Annotated in this window: 17 protein-coding genes and 5 tRNA genes; 12 read left to right on the forward strand and 10 right to left on the reverse strand. The window is 31.7% G+C overall.

Annotated elements, in window-relative coordinates; all coding sequences use genetic code 11:
- Position 1: 1 nt before the first annotated feature.
- From obgE to rplU, 3 genes are read right to left on the reverse strand one after another with little or no spacing between them, the layout of a single operon-like run.
- Positions 2-1,306, reverse strand: coding sequence for a GTPase ObgE (gene obgE, locus ACY3JJ_RS06785; RefSeq protein WP_463091345.1), 1,305 nt, complete (start codon positions 1,304-1,306; stop codon positions 2-4).
- 8 nt (positions 1,307-1,314) lie between these two features.
- Entirely contained in the window at positions 1,315-1,575 is a 261-nt protein-coding gene (gene rpmA, locus ACY3JJ_RS06790) for a 50S ribosomal protein L27 (RefSeq protein WP_148807410.1), read from the reverse strand.
- A gap of 19 nt (positions 1,576-1,594) precedes the next feature.
- Positions 1,595-1,909 (reverse strand): 50S ribosomal protein L21, encoded by a 315-nt coding sequence (rplU, locus tag ACY3JJ_RS06795; RefSeq protein WP_463091346.1) that lies wholly within the window; start codon positions 1,907-1,909, stop codon positions 1,595-1,597.
- A 194-nt stretch (positions 1,910-2,103) separates the two neighbouring features.
- On the opposite strand from rplU, the gene ACY3JJ_RS06800 reads away from it, so the two are divergent.
- Entirely contained in the window at positions 2,104-3,243 is a 1,140-nt protein-coding gene (locus tag ACY3JJ_RS06800; protein WP_463091347.1) for a DUF362 domain-containing protein, read from the forward strand.
- Here ACY3JJ_RS06800 and ACY3JJ_RS06805 read toward each other — a convergent pair.
- On the reverse strand, positions 3,235-4,221 hold the full coding sequence (locus tag ACY3JJ_RS06805; RefSeq protein WP_463091348.1) for a Gfo/Idh/MocA family protein: 987 nt from the start codon (positions 4,219-4,221) through the stop codon (positions 3,235-3,237). The genes ACY3JJ_RS06800 and ACY3JJ_RS06805 overlap by 9 nt on opposite strands.
- Positions 4,222-4,391: 170 nt before the next feature.
- Here ACY3JJ_RS06805 and ACY3JJ_RS06810 point away from each other — a divergent pair.
- The 11 genes from ACY3JJ_RS06810 to ACY3JJ_RS06860 all read left to right on the forward strand — a co-directional run bounded on the left by ACY3JJ_RS06810 (position 4,392) and on the right by ACY3JJ_RS06860 (position 9,287).
- Positions 4,392-4,467: transfer RNA gene (locus tag ACY3JJ_RS06810), tRNA-Lys, on the forward strand.
- An 8-nt stretch (positions 4,468-4,475) separates the two neighbouring features.
- Positions 4,476-4,553, forward strand: a tRNA-Glu gene (locus ACY3JJ_RS06815).
- Between the two features lie 4 nt (positions 4,554-4,557).
- Positions 4,558-4,633: transfer RNA gene (locus ACY3JJ_RS06820), tRNA-Val, on the forward strand.
- 26 nt (positions 4,634-4,659) lie between these two features.
- Positions 4,660-4,738, forward strand: a tRNA-Asp gene (locus ACY3JJ_RS06825).
- 27 nt (positions 4,739-4,765) lie between these two features.
- Positions 4,766-4,840: transfer RNA gene (locus ACY3JJ_RS06830), tRNA-Thr, on the forward strand.
- Positions 4,841-4,858: 18 nt separating this feature from the next.
- Complete coding sequence (locus ACY3JJ_RS06835; RefSeq protein WP_463091349.1) at positions 4,859-5,272, forward strand: SoxR reducing system RseC family protein; 414 nt, start codon at positions 4,859-4,861, stop codon at positions 5,270-5,272.
- Positions 5,265-5,513 carry a putative signal transducing protein gene (locus ACY3JJ_RS06840; RefSeq protein WP_463081931.1) on the forward strand — a complete coding sequence of 83 codons (249 nt, stop codon included), beginning with the start codon at positions 5,265-5,267 and terminating at the stop codon, positions 5,511-5,513. Before ACY3JJ_RS06835 ends, ACY3JJ_RS06840 begins: the two co-directional genes overlap by 8 nt.
- A 57-nt stretch (positions 5,514-5,570) precedes the next feature.
- On the forward strand, positions 5,571-6,818 hold the full coding sequence (locus ACY3JJ_RS06845; protein ID WP_463091350.1) for a glutamate-5-semialdehyde dehydrogenase: 1,248 nt from the start codon (positions 5,571-5,573) through the stop codon (positions 6,816-6,818).
- A 20-nt stretch (positions 6,819-6,838) separates the two neighbouring features.
- A complete protein-coding gene (gene proC, locus ACY3JJ_RS06850) occupies positions 6,839-7,657 on the forward strand; it encodes a pyrroline-5-carboxylate reductase (protein ID WP_463091351.1) in 819 nt (272 codons plus the stop codon).
- Entirely contained in the window at positions 7,654-8,823 is a 1,170-nt protein-coding gene (locus ACY3JJ_RS06855; RefSeq protein WP_463091352.1) for a S1C family serine protease, read from the forward strand. Before proC ends, ACY3JJ_RS06855 begins: the two co-directional genes overlap by 4 nt.
- Entirely contained in the window at positions 8,823-9,287 is a 465-nt protein-coding gene (locus ACY3JJ_RS06860; protein ID WP_463091353.1) for a 23S rRNA (pseudouridine(1915)-N(3))-methyltransferase RlmH, read from the forward strand. The genes ACY3JJ_RS06855 and ACY3JJ_RS06860 overlap by 1 nt, the downstream gene beginning before the upstream one ends.
- Positions 9,288-9,290: 3 nt before the next feature.
- Here ACY3JJ_RS06860 and ACY3JJ_RS06865 read toward each other — a convergent pair whose 3' ends face one another.
- From ACY3JJ_RS06865 to rplT, 6 genes are read right to left on the reverse strand one after another with little or no spacing between them, the layout of a single operon-like run.
- Positions 9,291-10,361: an LptF/LptG family permease gene (locus ACY3JJ_RS06865; protein WP_463091354.1), complete on the reverse strand. Its 1,071-nt coding sequence runs from the start codon at positions 10,359-10,361 to the stop codon at positions 9,291-9,293.
- A gap of 3 nt (positions 10,362-10,364) precedes the next feature.
- Positions 10,365-12,695 carry an endonuclease MutS2 gene (locus ACY3JJ_RS06870; RefSeq protein ID WP_463091355.1) on the reverse strand — a complete coding sequence of 777 codons (2,331 nt, stop codon included), beginning with the start codon at positions 12,693-12,695 and terminating at the stop codon, positions 10,365-10,367.
- Positions 12,696-15,092, reverse strand: coding sequence for a phenylalanine--tRNA ligase subunit beta (pheT, locus tag ACY3JJ_RS06875; protein WP_463091356.1), 2,397 nt, complete (start codon positions 15,090-15,092; stop codon positions 12,696-12,698).
- Positions 15,093-15,104: 12 nt separating this feature from the next.
- A complete protein-coding gene (gene pheS / locus ACY3JJ_RS06880; protein WP_463091357.1) occupies positions 15,105-16,124 on the reverse strand; it encodes a phenylalanine--tRNA ligase subunit alpha in 1,020 nt (339 codons plus the stop codon).
- Complete coding sequence (locus ACY3JJ_RS06885; RefSeq protein ID WP_463091358.1) at positions 16,117-16,923, reverse strand: TrmH family RNA methyltransferase; 807 nt, start codon at positions 16,921-16,923, stop codon at positions 16,117-16,119. Before ACY3JJ_RS06885 ends, pheS begins: the two co-directional genes overlap by 8 nt.
- 11 nt (positions 16,924-16,934) lie before the next feature.
- Positions 16,935-17,276, reverse strand: coding sequence for a 50S ribosomal protein L20 (gene rplT / locus ACY3JJ_RS06890; RefSeq protein WP_463081921.1), 342 nt, complete (start codon positions 17,274-17,276; stop codon positions 16,935-16,937).
- Positions 17,277-17,284 lie beyond the last annotated feature (8 nt).

Consider the following 17,284-nt stretch of genomic DNA (forward strand, 5'->3'; position numbering starts at 1 on the left):
GTTATCCCTTCAATATTAAAGAATTATTTTTTTTATCAAATATAAACATGTAATCTCCTATTTTAACTATATCTCCATCAGACACTCTATATTTATTCAAAAGTTTTATAATTCCTCGTCTTTTAATATAATTAGAAAAATAGGCAAAGGCTTGCGGATTATAAAGATCTAATTTATTAGCTACTTTTTCAGTCTTATCATCTTTAAGTACCCATATATTTTCTTCATTTTTCTCAAGTAATGGTACCTCTAACTCTTTAATTAATTCTTTATTAGAAATCTCTTTATCTAAGTCAATAGCAGGAATATTTTTCTTCTTTTCTTTCACATATTTTTCTAATATTTCTAAAAACTTATCTACATTTATTCCCTCTTTGGCTGAGATAAAGATATAAGGTATACTTAAGCTTTTAAACCATTCTTTAATTTCTTTCATTCTTTCTTGAGTCTCTGGTAAATCAATTTTATTGATTACAATAATCCTCGGTTTTTCAAGAAGTTTTGGGCTATAAAGACTTAACTCTTTTTGTAATATTTCATATGCTTTTTGTAGAGGATTCTCCAAATCACTTCCATCAAGAACAAAAACCAGAACTGATGTTCTCTCAATATGTCTTAAAAATTCATCTCCCATTCCCTTGTTTTCATGAGCTCCTTCTATGATTCCTGGAATATCTGCTACAGTAAATGTAAAATCTCCTCTATCCACAACACCAAGATTAGGGAATTTTGTTGTGAAAGGATAGGGAGCAATTTCTGGAGTTGCATTAGTTATTTTTGAAAGAAGAGTTGATTTACCCACATTTGGCAAGCCCACAAGTCCTACGTCAGCTAAAAGTTTTAATTCTAAATATAGCCACCTTTCCTCTCCTTTTTCTCCCTTTTCTGCAAAATAAGGGGTCTGTCTTGTAGAGGTTGCAAAATTAGCATTACCTCTACCACCCTTACCACCTTTTGCTACTACTATTCTTTGCCCATGGGATGTCAAATCCCCTAGAAATTCTCCTGTTTCAGCATCAAAAATTAAAGTTCCTACTGGAACTTTAATAATTAAATCCCTTCCATCTTTTCCTTTTTGTTTTTTACCTTTTCCGTGCTCTCCTCTCTCAGCATAATAATGACGTTTATAATGGAAATCGAGCAGAGTATCCAAATTCTCATCAGCTTCTATAATTACATCTCCACCCTTACCACCATCACCACCAGCAGGTCCTCCTTTGGGCACATACTTTTCTCTACGAAAAGCAATACATCCGTTACCCCCATCACCTGCTTTAATATATATTTTTGCCCAGTCTATAAACATACCTTGGATTAATTTTGAGAAACAGGGAGAACATTTATATATTTTCTGCCATGTTTTACAGAAAACTTAACAATACCTGGTTTTAATGCATAAAGAGTGAAATCTTTACCCAAACCCACATTTATACCTGGATAAATCTTTGTACCTCTCTGTCTAACTAATATATTTCCAGCATCCACCAACTGCCCCTCAAATCTCTTTACTCCCAAATATTTAGGATTACTATCCCTACCATTTCTACTTGCTCCACCTGATTTTTTGTGAGCCATTTATTTTCACCTCCTATTTTTAAGGTGTTACTATTTCTTGTATTAAGAGTTGTGTAAACGGCTGTCTATGACCATACTTTCTTCTATAATGTTTCTTTCTTTTGAACTTAAATACAATTACTTTTGGATATTTATCCTGCCTAACTACCTTTGCCTTAATCTTAGCACCATTTACGTATGGCTTTCCTACCAAAACGTTATCCTCTTTACTTACCAATAGAACTTTATCCAATACTACCTCTTCACCCACATTTGCTTTTATTTTTTCCACATTAACTAAGCTTCCTACACTTACTTTATATTGTTTTCCTCCTGTTTCCACTATAGCAAACATTCCCTATAACCTCCTTACAAAAGTTGATATTTTAAATGAATTAACACTACAATTTATCACTTTATACAAGTATTTGTCAAGATTTCAAGATTAGAAAATAAAATTTGACAACTTTAGTTATATAATTCTATACTTTAATAAGCTTTTACTTTTATACATATATTTTGCAAATTATGAAAATGGAGGTAAATAATATGAACCAAAAAAGTAAGGTTAGTATAGTGAGAACAACTAATAAAAATATATATAATGCTGTTGGAGATGCGATAGATCTTATCGGCGGAATTGATAAATTTGTAAAGTCAGGTGATGTTGTTCTAATAAAACCAAATGCCTTTATAAGTAAGGAAGAGAAAGGTTTTATTTCAGACCCTGATGTGGTTCTTTCCATAGCAAGGTTATGTAAAGAACAAGGAGCAAAAGAGGTATATATAGGAGAAAGAACACCTACTGCTAATAAATGGTATCCTCAAGAGAAAATAGATATAGCAAAAGTAGTATGCTTTGATGACATTCATTTTAATTTAAGGGTATTACCTAATGCCAGAGTTATAAAAACAGCTGTTCCCATACCTAAAACTGTAGAAGAATGTGATGTATTTATAAATGTACCTGGTCTGAGATTTCATGCCTTAACTATTATATCAAATGGTATGAAAAACATAATGGGAATTATGCCTAAGGAAACAACTCTTTTGATACACCTTTCTGGATTAGAGGATGCAATTGTAGATCTTAACTATTTTAGAAGAAGTAATCTTGTAATTTCTACTGCAATACATACTATAGTTGGAAATTTCCCAGTTACAGGATATGGAATAGAGAGTAATACATTAATTGCTGGAGATAATGTAGTTGCTGTAGATTCTGTATCAGCATTAATATTAAATGCTGATCCTCACAATATAAGACACCTAACTTTAGCAAATGACTTAGGACTTGGACCTATAGATATGGAGAATATAGAACTTGTTGGTGAATCTATTGAATCTTTAGAATGGAGAAAAAATATAGCTTGGCCAATTATAGACTATGAAAATTTTAGAGACAGAATAAATATAATAGATCCATTTAAGGCATGCCATGGATGTAAAAGGGCAGTAAGCAGTGGGCTCTCAGACATCATTGAAAACTATCCAGATGTTGACATTTCAGATGTAACTATAGTATTAGGCCCTGTTGAAGATTTGGACAAATTTAAACTGACAGATAAAATCATTCTTTTTGGGAATTGCACTTTTCCATATAGAGATAGAGGACTATATGTACAAGGTTGTCCCCCAAGAGCTAATATGGCAAAGCAAGCAATAAAGGATATTAAAAATTTAAAGTAATATAATTTTATCGCTATCTGCCGATTCTCTTGCCTTAATAGCTACCTCAGTAACATAGAAGGAATCTTCTGGCCTAACCATACATTTACCCTTCCCCATTATTTCATTGATAAAATCCACAAAGATCCTTTTTCCTGGCATAAGTAGTAACTCTTCACCTTTATACTTCTTGTTTATTAAAAATACTTTGTTAAAAATGATTTCTATTATACCATCCGTACCCACAATTCTTACTCTATCATCATCATGAGTTGGAGCATTAGATGGTCTTAAATAATCAATGCTTAAAGAAGCAAATATTTCGTTTTCCAAAGTAAAAAAACAAAGAGCTGTGACCTCTAAATCCCCATTATCTTTGTTATATTTTCTTGAGTGAGTAGCATATACTTTTTTAAATTTCTTATTGGTAAACCAATAAATCCAATCAATAGCATGAATTCCTACCCATGGAATTGTCCCCCCATAAGATTCTCTGTGTTTATAAAACTCTGGTCTATTCCCTAATTTGTAAGATTTTTGAGTGTTTATTAATCTAATATTACCTATTACACCTTCTTGAATTTTATGCCAAGCTGTTAGAAACCATGATTTGTATCTTATTCCAAACATAGCACATAGATGTTTATTGGATTCATAATAAACTTTCTTCAGATTTTCTAGATCTTCCATGGTAGTAGCTAATGGTTTCTCACTAAAAACATGACAACCATACTTCAATACTTTCATATTTAACCTTGCAATGTCTCCAAAATGACAAGCAACTACTGCTATATCAGGCTTAGTTTCTTCTATCATCTTCTCATAATTATCATACACATTTACCTTATAAGGAAGAGCTTTTATCATTTCTAAAACTTTGCTTATATCCTCACCATATGATCCAGGAGCAACACCAACAATTTTATAATCTGTAATTTCCTTTAATCCTTCCATCACGTAATTTATATGTCCAGAACCACCTATAATGACTATTTTCATTACTTTTTACCTCCTAAATAGATAATTTCTATGATTATTATATCTTAGAAATGATCATTGAAAAATCTCATAATTTTTGATAAAATACAGCTTGGAAAGATCAGAAGATAAATTGTACATTTGAGATGTTGACAAACTATCAATAATATAGTATATAAAAATACCTGTGTGAGCCGCTAGCTCAGTCGGTAGAGCACCTGACTTTTAATCAGGGGGTCACAGGTTCGATTCCTGTGCGGCTCACCAATGAAAGGGCCCTCATCGTCTAGCCCGGCCTAGGACACCGCTCTTTCAAGGCGGTGACGGGGGTTCGAATCCCCCTGAGGGCGCCAAAGTGGGCGGATAGCTCAGTGGTTAGAGCGCCTGCCTTACAAGCAGGAGGTCGTAGGTTCAAGTCCTGCTCCGCCCACCATTAAAAAATGATATAATATATAATGTGGGGTCGTGGTGTAGCCCGGTTTAACACACCTGCCTGTCACGCAGGAGACCGCGGGTTCGAATCCCGTCGACCCCGCCATTTTTTATAGTAAATTGAACCTTGAGGGCCGGTGTAGCTCAGAGGCAGAGCAGCCGATTCGTAATCGGCATGTCGCCGGTTCGAATCCGGCCTCCGGCTCCATAAGAAGGTGTTATTTATATGGTTGAATTTGGCAAGGTTGTAGATAAAAAGGGGAATATTTTAAAGATAGAATTAAACCCTACCTCTACGTGTAAGATATGTGTTCTTTGTCATTCGGAAGGTACATATAACTTTTATCTCGATGCCTTAGATAATTGTAACGCAAAAGTTGGTGACACAGTCGTTATTGAGATAGAAAGAAAAAAATATTATAAGGCCTTATTTTTAATATACGGATTACCTTTAACTCTTTTCATTATTGGCGTTATTTTGGGATACTTATTCAATCCCAAAATACATTTTGACCCTCAACTTTTTGGATTAATCTTAGGCTTCTTATTAATGACTCTTGGTTATATTTTGGTAAGATTTTTAGATCGTAAGTTAAGTAAAAAACAACAATATATTATAGTGGCTAAAAAAGTTGTTTAAAGATTTTAAGCCTCCAAAGGGATATAAATTACTCATAACTGCACCAAACTATATAATTGGTGAATTAGTATATAACTTATTAACCACTTCAGGTTTACATCCTCAAATTTTATCTTCCTCTTTTCCCTACACAGATCCTGTATATATGGGCAGAGGATTACCTGTTTACATAATAGTACCAGAAAACGAGTTTGAAGAGGCTAAAAGAGTTATAGAAGAAGAAAACATAGATAATAATTGACTTAATTTACTAACCCTTTTATAATCAGAAAAATCTTAAGTTCTGGGGTGAGAAAAGATGGAGAATATGGAAAAGAAATTACAAGAAGCTAAAACTGCAAGTTATAAATTAGCATTACTCAGTACCAAGGCAAAAAATGAAGCATTAAGAAAAATAGCAGAAGGTATAGAGAAGAATATTCCAATAATATTGGAGGAAAATAAAAAAGATCTAAAAAGAGGAGAAGAAAAAGGCTTAAGTAAAGCATTAATGGACAGAATACTTCTAAATGAGAAACGTCTAAAAGATATTGTTCGAAGCATTGAAGATGTAATTAAACTGCCAGATCCGGTTGGAGAAATCATTTCTATGCAAAAAAGACCTAATGGGATACTAGTAGGACAGATGAGAGTACCTATCGGTGTTTTAGCTTTAATCTACGAAGCACGACCAAATGTAACTGTTGATGGAGCAATTTTAGCAATAAAATCAGGAAATTCTATAGTTTTAAGAGGAAGTTCAGATGCATCATATTCGAATATTGTCCTTGCTAATATAATGAAGGAATCATTATTAGAATCAGAAGTACCCCCAGAAAGTATCCAAATCATAGAGACACCAGAACATTCAGCTGTAGAAAAACTTCTTCAAATGAGAGATTATGTAGATGTGGTTATACCGAGAGGAAGTGCAAATTTTATTAAACATGTAATTAATATATCTAAGGTACCTGTTATAGAAACTGGCGCAGGAAATAATCATATATATGTAGAAGAAGATGCTGATTTTGATATGGCAAGAAAAATAATAATAAATGCAAAAGTTCAAAGACCATCTGTTTGCAACGCTATTGAAAAACTTCTTATTCACAAAAATATTGCAGATAAATTTATACCACTAATAGTTGAAGATTTAAGAAAATATAATGTAGAGATTAGAGGTTGTGAAAAAACATGTCAAATTATAAAAGATGCAATTTTAGCTACAGAAGAAGATTGGTACATTGAATATTTAGATTTTATTATTGCAATAAAGGTAGTAAATTCTTTGGAGGAAGCTATAGAACACATAAATAAATACAATACAAAACATTCAGAAGCAATTATAACAAAAGATTATCATAAAGCAATGACTTTCTTGCAAAGAGTTGATGCAGCTGCTGTTTATGTTAATGCATCTACAAGATTCACTGATGGTGGAGAATTTGGGCTTGGAGCAGAGATAGGAATATCTACCCAGAAACTTCATGCAAGAGGACCTATGGGATTAAAGGAGCTGACCACCACTAAATATATCATCTTTGGAGAAGGTCAGATAAGAGAATAAAAAAGAAGGGAGAATTTAGTATGAAACTTGGTATTATTGGTGGAGGAATGATGGGAGAAGCTATTCTCTCGGGTATACTTTCCTCTTCCTTTTTAAAAAAAGAAGATATATTAGTCTCAGAACCTCTTGAGGAAAGAAAGAAATACTTAACAGAAAAATACGAAATAAAGGTGGTTTCTGATAATGTATATACTGTGAATAATTGTGAATATATTCTTTTAGCTATAAAGCCTCAAAATTTCAAAGAAGTACTTCAGGAAACTTCCCCACATATAAAATCCCATCATGTAATAATATCAATAGCAGCTGGTATTCCTATTTCCTTAATATCTAAATATATAAAAGAAGCAAGAAGTATTATTAGAGTAATGCCTAATCTTCCATGCACTGTTAATAAAGGAACAATAACGATTACATATTCAGAAGCAAAGGAGGAAGATATTAAGTTTACTAAAAGCCTTTTTGAAACAATTGGAAAAGTATGGATTTTACCTGAAAAATATTTTGATACAGTAACCGCTCTTACGGGAAGTGGTCCAGCTTTTGTTGCTTTAATTCTACAAGGTTTTACATTATCAGGTGTAAAAGGTGGGATACCATATAATATATCAAAAGAGATGGTTATTCAACTTTTCGAGGGAGTATTGGAGTATATTAAGAGTAAAAATCTTACCTTTGAAGATATAATCAGAATGACCTCATCACCTGCTGGCACAACCATCATGGGACTTGAAGTTCTATATAATGAAGGGATTATTGGAATAATTATGAATGCTATAACGTCATCCAAAAATAGAGGCTCTGAAATAACTAATGAGATTAAGGAGGGACTGCTATGAGAAGAGAAAGAGGAATATGGCAGGTTATACTTATCATTTTCATCTTGGGAGCTATAATAGGTGGCTTAATTGGAACTGTTGGAGGTTACTATTTAGTTAGTAATAAAAATAAAACATCATCCACAGAAATATCCAATAATATTCTTCCCACTCAAGAGGTTTATGTACCAAGTGCCTTAGGATCTTTTGAAAAAGATATAGTAGCTATTGTTAAAAAGACAATGCCAGCAGTAGTAAACATAAGTACTATTACTTTAGTTGAAGACTTTTTCTTTGGAGTATATCCTCAATCAGGAGTAGGTTCAGGCTTTGTCATAGATCCTAAGGGATACATTCTTACAAACTATCATGTAGTAGAAGGAGCAAGAAAAATAGAAGTTACTCTATCCGAAGGTAAAAAATACACAGGTAAGGTAATAGGATATGATAAAAGATCAGATTTAGCAGTAATCAAAATAGATGCTGAAAATCTTCCTTATCTACCTTTAGGAGATTCTGATAAATTAGAACCAGGTCAGTTTGCCATAGCTATAGGAAACCCTTATGGTCTTAATAGGACGGTCACCTTAGGAATAGTTAGTGCTCTTAATAGAACCATTATTGAACCTAACGGAGTAAGACTTGAAAATCTTATTCAAACAGATGCTGCTATTAACCCTGGAAATAGTGGTGGACCACTTATAAATATAAAGGGAGAAGTTATAGGTATAAATACTGCAATAAAAAGTGATGCCCAAGGAATTGGGTTTGCTATACCAATTAATAAAGCTAAACAAATTGCAAACAAATTAATTAAAGAAGGAAAAATTACCTACCCATGGATAGGTATAAGAGGATATGCTATTACTTCTGATATGTTGGATTATATTAAGTTCCCTGTAAATAAAGGAGTAGTCATAGCAGAAGTAGTGCCTGGAAGTCCTGCTGATAAAGCTGGTTTAAAAGGAGGAAACAGAGTCATTTATGTAGATGGTACTCAAATAATTGTAGGTGGAGATATCATCACTAAAATAGATGGAAAAAGCGTAGATAGCATGGAAGAACTAAGATCAGAAATACAAAAAAGAAAAGTAGGAGATGTGGTAGAAATAACATATATAAGAAATGGAAAGGAATATACTGTTAAAATTAAGTTAGAAGCAATGCCTGAAGACATATCTGGATAGTGAAAATTAAGATTTTATTAGTAGGAAAAATAAGAAATGAATTTATTAGGGTAGGAGTCCATGAGTATAGAAAAAGACTCCTACCCTTTTTTAATATAGACATCGAATATCTACAAAATTTCTCCGATTTACCTAAGGAAATGGCTTTATCAAAAGAAGAAGAAATTATAAAGAAAATAATTAAGGATAAAAAATATATTATATCCTTAGATAAAGAAGGCAAAGAATTATCCTCTGAAGAATTTGCTTATAAGCTTTTTGATTTAGACAAAATCTCTAAAAATAATGAAATAATTTTTATTATCGGAGGAATATACGGAATACCAGAAGATATCAAAAAATCCAGTAATCTTATCTTATCACTTTCCAAAATGACCTTCACTCACGAATTTGCATTATTAATCCTATTAGAACAGATATACAGAGGGATAAAAATTTTAAAAAACGAACCTTATCATTATTAAAGATTATTTCCTCCTTGTAAGAAGATATATACCTAAGATTAAAAAGATTATATTTCCTAACCATGCTCCTAAAAAGTAAGGAATAATCCCTGTCTTGGCAAGAGATCTTCCTATAGAAAATAAAATGTAATAAACAAAAATAGAAATAACGCTTAAACCAAAAGAAAGAGATCTACCACCTTTTCCTATCTGAAGACCTAATCCAAGAGCTAAAATTGCAAAAATTGGACAAGTAAAAGGGAGAGCAATTCTTATATGAAACTCTGTCTTTAGATTTCTTGTATTTAATCCAATTCCTTCAAAAAGCCTTATCTGATTTATAATCTCAAAAATACTCATTTCCTCAATAGGCTTTGATGAAGGTGTTAATTGTTCTGGAGTTCTAGTCAGATTAACCTTTTGCTCCTTGAATTTTCCCTGAAAAATCATCTCCCCGTTATCATTAAATGAATATATCTCTCCATCTTGAAATCTCCAACCCACGTTTTCATTGAAATATGCCCTTTTAGCAGACATAATTAATTTTATCTTTCCATTCTCTAAAAATTGAATTAATAGTATATCCTCGAATTTTTTATTTTTAGAATCCACTTTTCTGAAAAAGTAGAAATTATGATTTTCATTGAAAAATACATTCTCACGTGTAGGAACTAATACTGTATTATATACCTTGCTTAACAGTATTTTTTCTCTTTCATAGGCTATAGGAGTAAGAATCTCATTAAAATAAAACATAATAATCTGTACAGAAAAAGACAAAATAAGTATAGCAGGCAAAAAATATCTTATAGAAGCTCCTGAAGCTTTCATTGCCATAATCTCTCCATGTTCATTAAATTGGCCAATAACAAAGATAACTGCGAGAAATATAGCCATAGGAAAAGTATATGTTAAGTATTGGGGAATCTTTGTTAGAAAAATCTGGAAAGCTAAATCTAAAGATACCGAACGAGCTATAACCAAATCCATAATACTGAAAAGGGGAGAAATAATTAGGATGGTAGAAAAAAGTAAAACTCCCACAATAAACACAGGTATAAAATTTTTGAGAAAATATTGAGAAATTATTTTCAAAGCCTAAACGGGGCTTTCCAATATGACAATTGTAGCCCCTTCTCCTCCCTCCGCTGGTGATGCTAAATAAAATTCTTTTACATAAGGTACACTTTTTAAATATTCGTGAACAGTATTTCTTAATTTACCAGTTCCTTTACCATGAATTATTCTTACTCTCCTTAATCTTGCTAAAAAGGCCTTTTCTAAATATTTTTTCAATTCCTCTAATGCCTCATCTACAGTCATCATTCTTATATTAAGCTCTGAAGGAACATTATCTTTATTATCTCTTTGTATATATACATATTTATTAATAATCTGTTCCTCCTTTGGTATAACCTGCTCTAATTCATTCCAAGGAACGTTTATCTTTATAATTCCTACTTGTACTGTAACTATTCTTTCCTCTCTATCTATATCCAGTACAATACCTTCTTTTTTTGTATTTTTAATCCTTACTCTATCTCCTTCTTGAGGAATATATTCTATATTAACAAATTCTTCTTGAGAGATAAGATCCTTTTTAATTAATTTTATATCTTCTTGAAGTTTCTGTGCTTCTTTCATACTAATATTCCCTTTTTGCAATTCCCTGATTATATTTTTTACTTTATTCTCTACTTCCAATAATTCCTTTATTATCTCCTTTTTCTGTTTATCCTTTAATTCTTCCTTTTCTTTTTGTATACTTCTCTTCTCTTCTTCTATCTTCCTTTTCTCCTCCTGTAACTCTTTCTTCATCTTTTCTACCTTTTCTATTTCTTCTTGAAGCTTTCTTCTTCCCCTTTGTAATTCTCCTATAACTTCTTCCAATTCTATTTCTTCTTCACTTAGAAAACCCATTGCTCTATCTAAAACTTTTCTTGGCAAACCAAGCTTTTTAGCAATTAAAAGTGCGTTACTCTTACCAGGTATTCCGATGTTTATTTTATACAAAGGTTTAAGAGTATTCTCATCAAATTCAAGAGAAGCATTCTCCATACCTTCATATTTTGAAGCCAAAATCTTAAGTTGAGGAAAATGAGTTGCTATAACATTTATTGTACCTTTACTATGGAAGTACTCCAACAAAGCTACGGCTAAAGCAGCACCCTCTTGTGGATCTGTACCTGCTCCAAGTTCATCCAGAATTACTAAAACCTTTCTATCTCCAGTTTTCTCCAAATAATCTATAAATGAAATTATATTAGTCATATGGGAAGAGAAGGTACTAAGATTTTGCTCAATACTTTGTTCATCTCCTATATCTGGAAATAATTGATTGAATATTCCAAGAACAGTGCCTTCTTTAGCAGGTACCGGAATTCCTGCTTGATTTAAAAGTACAAAAAGACCGATAGTTTTTAATGTTACAGTTTTTCCTCCAGTATTAGGACCTGTAATAACTAAGGTATTAAATTGTCTTCCTACTTCTAAACTTATAGGAACAGCCTTTTCTCCAAGAAACGGATGCCTACCTTCCCTTATAATTATTACAGGATTTTCATCTATAATGGGTATAGCAGCATTATACCTTTGTGCCCATTTAATTTTCGCATATACAAAATCCAAATAAAAAGCAGTATCTAAGGTTTCTAAAACCTCCTCTTTATGTTCTAAGAATTGTAAAGAAAGCTTTCTTAGTATCTTCTCTATCTCTTTTTTTTCTTCAACCTCTAATAAAGCTAACTGATTATTTAACTCAACAATAGAAAGAGGTTCTACATATACCGTAAGTCCAGAAGTAGATTGGTCATGTACAATTCCAGAAATTTTAGTCTTAAATTCTTGTTTTACAGGGACTACATATCTTCCATGCCTTATAGTAACAATTTGATCTTGTAAATATATACGCCAATCTTTATTTATAATATTATTTAAAGTTTCTTTGATTTTTTGTTGAATTCTCTCCTTCTTTTGTCTTATGGACTTTAACTCAGGAGACGCTGTATCAAGTATTTCAGCATTTTGAATAGCTTTTCTTATCTGCGAATAAAGATATGATAATACAAATATATTTCTTCCCCATAGATTTGGTGCTAAATTTTTAGCTTTATTCTGATAATCTTTCAATTTTTTAAAAGTCTCTAATGTATTTGCAATTTCTTCAAATTCTTCAGGATATATTATTCCACCTATCTCTGCCCTCTCAATATAATTTCTTAAATCTTTTACTCCAGAAAAGGTAGGATAACCTAAAGAATAGACTGTTTTCAAAGCCTCTTCATTTAATAAATGCCATCTCTTAATAATATCTATCTGTGTAATTGGCCTCAAACTTAAAATTAGCTCTTTTCCACCTGTAGTTTCAGCCTCTTTTTCTATCTCTTTTATAATCTTTTCCCATTCTAATACTTTTAAGGCTTTTTCCATTTATTTCTGTCTTAAATACACTCCTATTTCTGAAAGATTTAAGAGTATATTTTTGATAACATCATCTACTTCATTATCAGTAAGGGTATAATCTTCTGAAACAAAAAACATAGAGAAAGTAACACTTTTGTATCCTCCTTCTATCTTCTCCCCTTTATATACATCAATAACACTTAAATTCTTTAATAAATTTCCAGAAACTTTTCTTATAACATTTTCTATGTTTACTACTTGCATATCTTCTGGAATAAGAAGAGCAAGATCTCGCTTAATGCCAGGATATATTGGTATAGGTTTATATTTTGTCTTTTCTTTTACAAAATTAAGTTTATCTAAATTTATCTCAGAAAAATACACTCTCTCCCTTAAATCCATTTCTTGAGTAATCCATGGATTTACTTCACCCAGATATCCCACTATTTCTCCATTTAAAGATATTTGGCTTTGTCTTAAAGGATGTAGAAAAGAATAAGTACTATTTAGAAAATCAGGCTTAATACCCCATATCTTTTCAAAAAGAAGTTCTATTATTCCTTTTAAGTCATAAAAATCTACTTTTCTAAGCTCATATGGTATATTCCATGTATTCGTATACCATTCCCCAGAAAGCAAAATTGCCAAATGTTTTTCCTCAATATAACCGCTAGTGTTTTTGTAAAATACTTTTCCAATTTCAAATAGAAATACATCTTTATTTTGTCTATTATTATTGATTTGGGCAACTTTCAGAAGAGACGGAAGAAGAGAAGTTCTTAATACAGAGTTTTCCAAACTTAATGGATTTTGTATATTTATATAATTATTGAATGGAGAAGTGTCTAATACACCTGAGTTTTTAAGATCTTCGTATGACATAAAACTAAAATTGATGGTCTCATAAATCCCTATATCAGATAGAAGTTCTCTTATTTTTCTTTCAACAATCTCCTCTACCAAAGGTGGATCTACAACCATTCCTTTCTGGAGTGGTAAAGATGCTATGTTATTGTATCCATAAAAACGTGCAACCTCTTCTATTAAATCTATTTCCTCCCTAATATCTTGTCTATGAGATGGTATTTCTATCTCTAATATTGGATTATGAGATATAACTTTAAATTCTATTTTTGATAATATTTCTGTAATTTCATGTTCTTTTAATTCTGTACCAAGAATCTTATTTACTCTCTGAGGTCTTAAAAATATTTTTGGTAAAGGGGGCAATCCTTGATTCAGATCTATTTTATCTTTTGATATCTCACCTCCAGCAACCAATCTTATCATCTCAGCAGCATAATCTAATATCTCTGCAGTCCTATAAATATCTACACCTCTTTCAAAACGCAAAGAAGCATCAGTTCTTAAGCCTAATTTTCTTGCACTTCTTCTAATATTAACAGGCATAAAATTGGCTGCTTCAAGAAGTACATTCTTAGTGTTTTCATTTATTTCCGTCTCTTTTCCTCCCATAATACCACCAATACCTACAGCTCTCTCAACATCAGCTATAACTAAAACATTTTCATCCAATTCTTTTTCTTCCCCATTTATTAGTATAATCTTTTCTCTCTGTTTCGCTCTTCTGACAATTAATTTTCTTCCTTTAATAAGATCAAAATCATAAGCATGCAAAGGTTGGCCTGTTTCTAACATTATATAATTAGTAACATCAACTACATTGTTTATAGATCTAAGTCCAACTCTTTCTATTTTCCATCTTAACCATAAAGGAGAAGGACCTATTTTGACCCCCTTTATAAACTTTAAAGTAAAACGAGGGCAAAGTTCATAATCCCATACCTCACACTCTGCAAACTCTTTTATAGAATAAGTAGAATCTTTCGGTTTCTTATATTCAAAATTTAAAGGAATACCAAAATACCCAGATACTTCTCTTGCAATTCCTATATAACTTAAACAATCTCCTCTATTTGATGGTACTTCTATTTCTATCAAATAGTCTCCATCCCCAAAATATTCACTAAATTTTGATCCAACCTTAAAATCTTGAGGTAGAATCATAATTCCTTCTTTATCATCAGAAAATTCTAATTCATATTCTGAGCAGAGCATTCCTTCAGAAATAATGCCTCCAAAATCTCTCTTTTCTAAAGTTGCACCTAATATCTTGGTATTGGGTAATGCTACAGGCACCTTATCACCAATATTAATATTTTTTGCTCCTGTCACAATACTTAAATTTTTATCCCGTACATCCACATTACACACTAAAAGATGATCATATTTAGAATGTTTATTTATATCTTTTATCTCTCCAATTAATATCTCATTCCAGTTTTTACCTATCTCTTTTTGAATAGTAGCATATAGACCAAGATTTCTTAATGCATTTACCAATTCTTTTACAGGAACATTCTCTTTTAGATAATCCATTAACCATCTATATGAGATAAGCATCTTATACCCCCTTTAAAATTGTTTTAAAAATCTTACATCATTTTCATAAAACAACCTTATATCATCTATTCCATATATTTGCATGGCTATTCTATCTGGTCCCATACCAAAAGCAAATCCTGAGTATATTTCAGGATCAATATCTACCACTCTAAATACTTGAGGATGTACCATTCCACACCCGAGAATTTCTAATACACCAGAATATCCACAAGCCTTACATCCTTCACCCTTACATACTCCACACTCTACATACATTTCTGCACTTGGCTCTGTGAAGGGGAAATAACTTGGTATAAAGTATACTTTTCTATCTTTACCAAATAACCTATGAGCAAAAATAGTAAGAACACCTTTTAATTCTGCAAAAGTTATGTCTGTATCAACAGCCAAACCCTCTATTTGATGAAACATGGGACTATGAGTGGCATCTGGCATATCTCTCCTATAACATTTACCAGGGGCAACAATCCTTAATGGAGGTTCTTTCTTTTCCATAACTCTAACTTGTACAGGTGAAGTTTGGGTTCTCAATAAATGTTCTTTATCAATATAAAAAGAGTCATGGGATTCTCTTACTGGATGATCTTCTGGTATATTTAATGCAGTAAAATTATAATAATCTGTCTCTAATTCCGGTCCATAAACCACTTGAAATCCCATCTCTTTAAAAACAGATAAAATCTCTTCTATAACTTGATTTATGGGGTGAATTTTTCCTACTATTTTTTTTCTTCCTGGAAGTGTAATATCAATCTTCTCTTGATGCAACTTATTTTGCAATGTTTTGTATTTTAATTCTTTTTCCTTTTCTTCATACAATTTTTCTAAAACCTCTTTCCATTCATTAACGAGTCTGCCAAGCTTTACTCTTTCTTCCTGAGGGAGTTTACCTAATGATCTTAATAGCTGAGTAAGAAAACCTTGCTTCCCTAATACTTCTCTCTTTATTTCCTCAAGCTCATTTGAATTTTCTGCTCTAATGATTCTTTCCTTTGCCTCTTCAAACTTCTTAATATAATCTTCATTCATTTATAATTCCCCCTTCATATCTTTGTCTTTGAGCTTCAAAAAGAAAAATAGAAGTAGCAATTGAAACATTAAGAGAATCTACTTCTTTTTTTAGAGGAATTCTTAGTAAAATAGGATTCATATCTAAATATTCCTCTTTTTTAACACCCCATGCCTCATTTCCTACAATCAGTAAAAAAGAGCCTACAAGATTTTCTCTAAAATAAATTTTTTCTGCCTTAGGATCTGCAATTATCACTTTCCATCCTTTAAATTTTTCCTTAATCTCATCTTTATTTGCAAACCATATGGGTAATCTAAATATGGAACCTGTAGAGGCTCTAATCACCTTATAATTATAAGGATCTACTGTATTTTTACTAAGAATCACAGCTGTAACTCCTGCTCCTTCTGAGACCCTTATAATAGTTCCAAGATTCCCAGGATCTTGCACATTATCCACAAAAAGAACCGTTATATTATTTTTATCTTTTAAAATCTCCCATTTTTCACTAAAAAATAAAGGAAACACCCCCATAATTCCTGGGGGTGTTTCTAGAAGCGATATTTTCTTCATTAATGAATCATCTACAATCCTAATTATACTAAAGGAAACTAATTTTTCTATTTCTTCCCTTTTTTCCTCCCAATAACTTTTTGAGACAAAAACTTTCTCAATTAAAACTCCACTTTTTATCGCATCTAAAATCAATCTCCAGCCCTCAACTATGCATTTATTTAGCTTTCTGCGTTTCTCCTTATCATGAAGCTTTAAAATTTCTTTGACCTCTGGATTAGAGATGCTGGAGATATATTTCATCTCATATTTTACTATTTTACCTGATTTACAATCTCCTCAAAAACTTTTGGTTCATTAACACAAAGATCTGCTAAAACTTTTCTATCTAATTTAATGTTTGCTTTTTTCAAAAGTCCCATAAATTTACTATAAGAAAGGCCAAATTTTCTTACAGCTGCATTGATTCTAATAATCCAAAGTCTTCTAAAGTCTCTCTTTTTTCTTCTTCTATCTATATAAGCATCATAAAGAGCTTTAATTACAGATTGGTTAGCTATCTTAAATATTCTGCTTCTTCTTCCTCTAAAACCCTTTGCAAGTTTTAAAACCTTTTTATGTCTTCTTCTTGTAATTGTACCACCTTTAACTCTCATTTCTTCAT

It is taken from the genome of Dictyoglomus sp. DH (assembly GCF_055181375.1).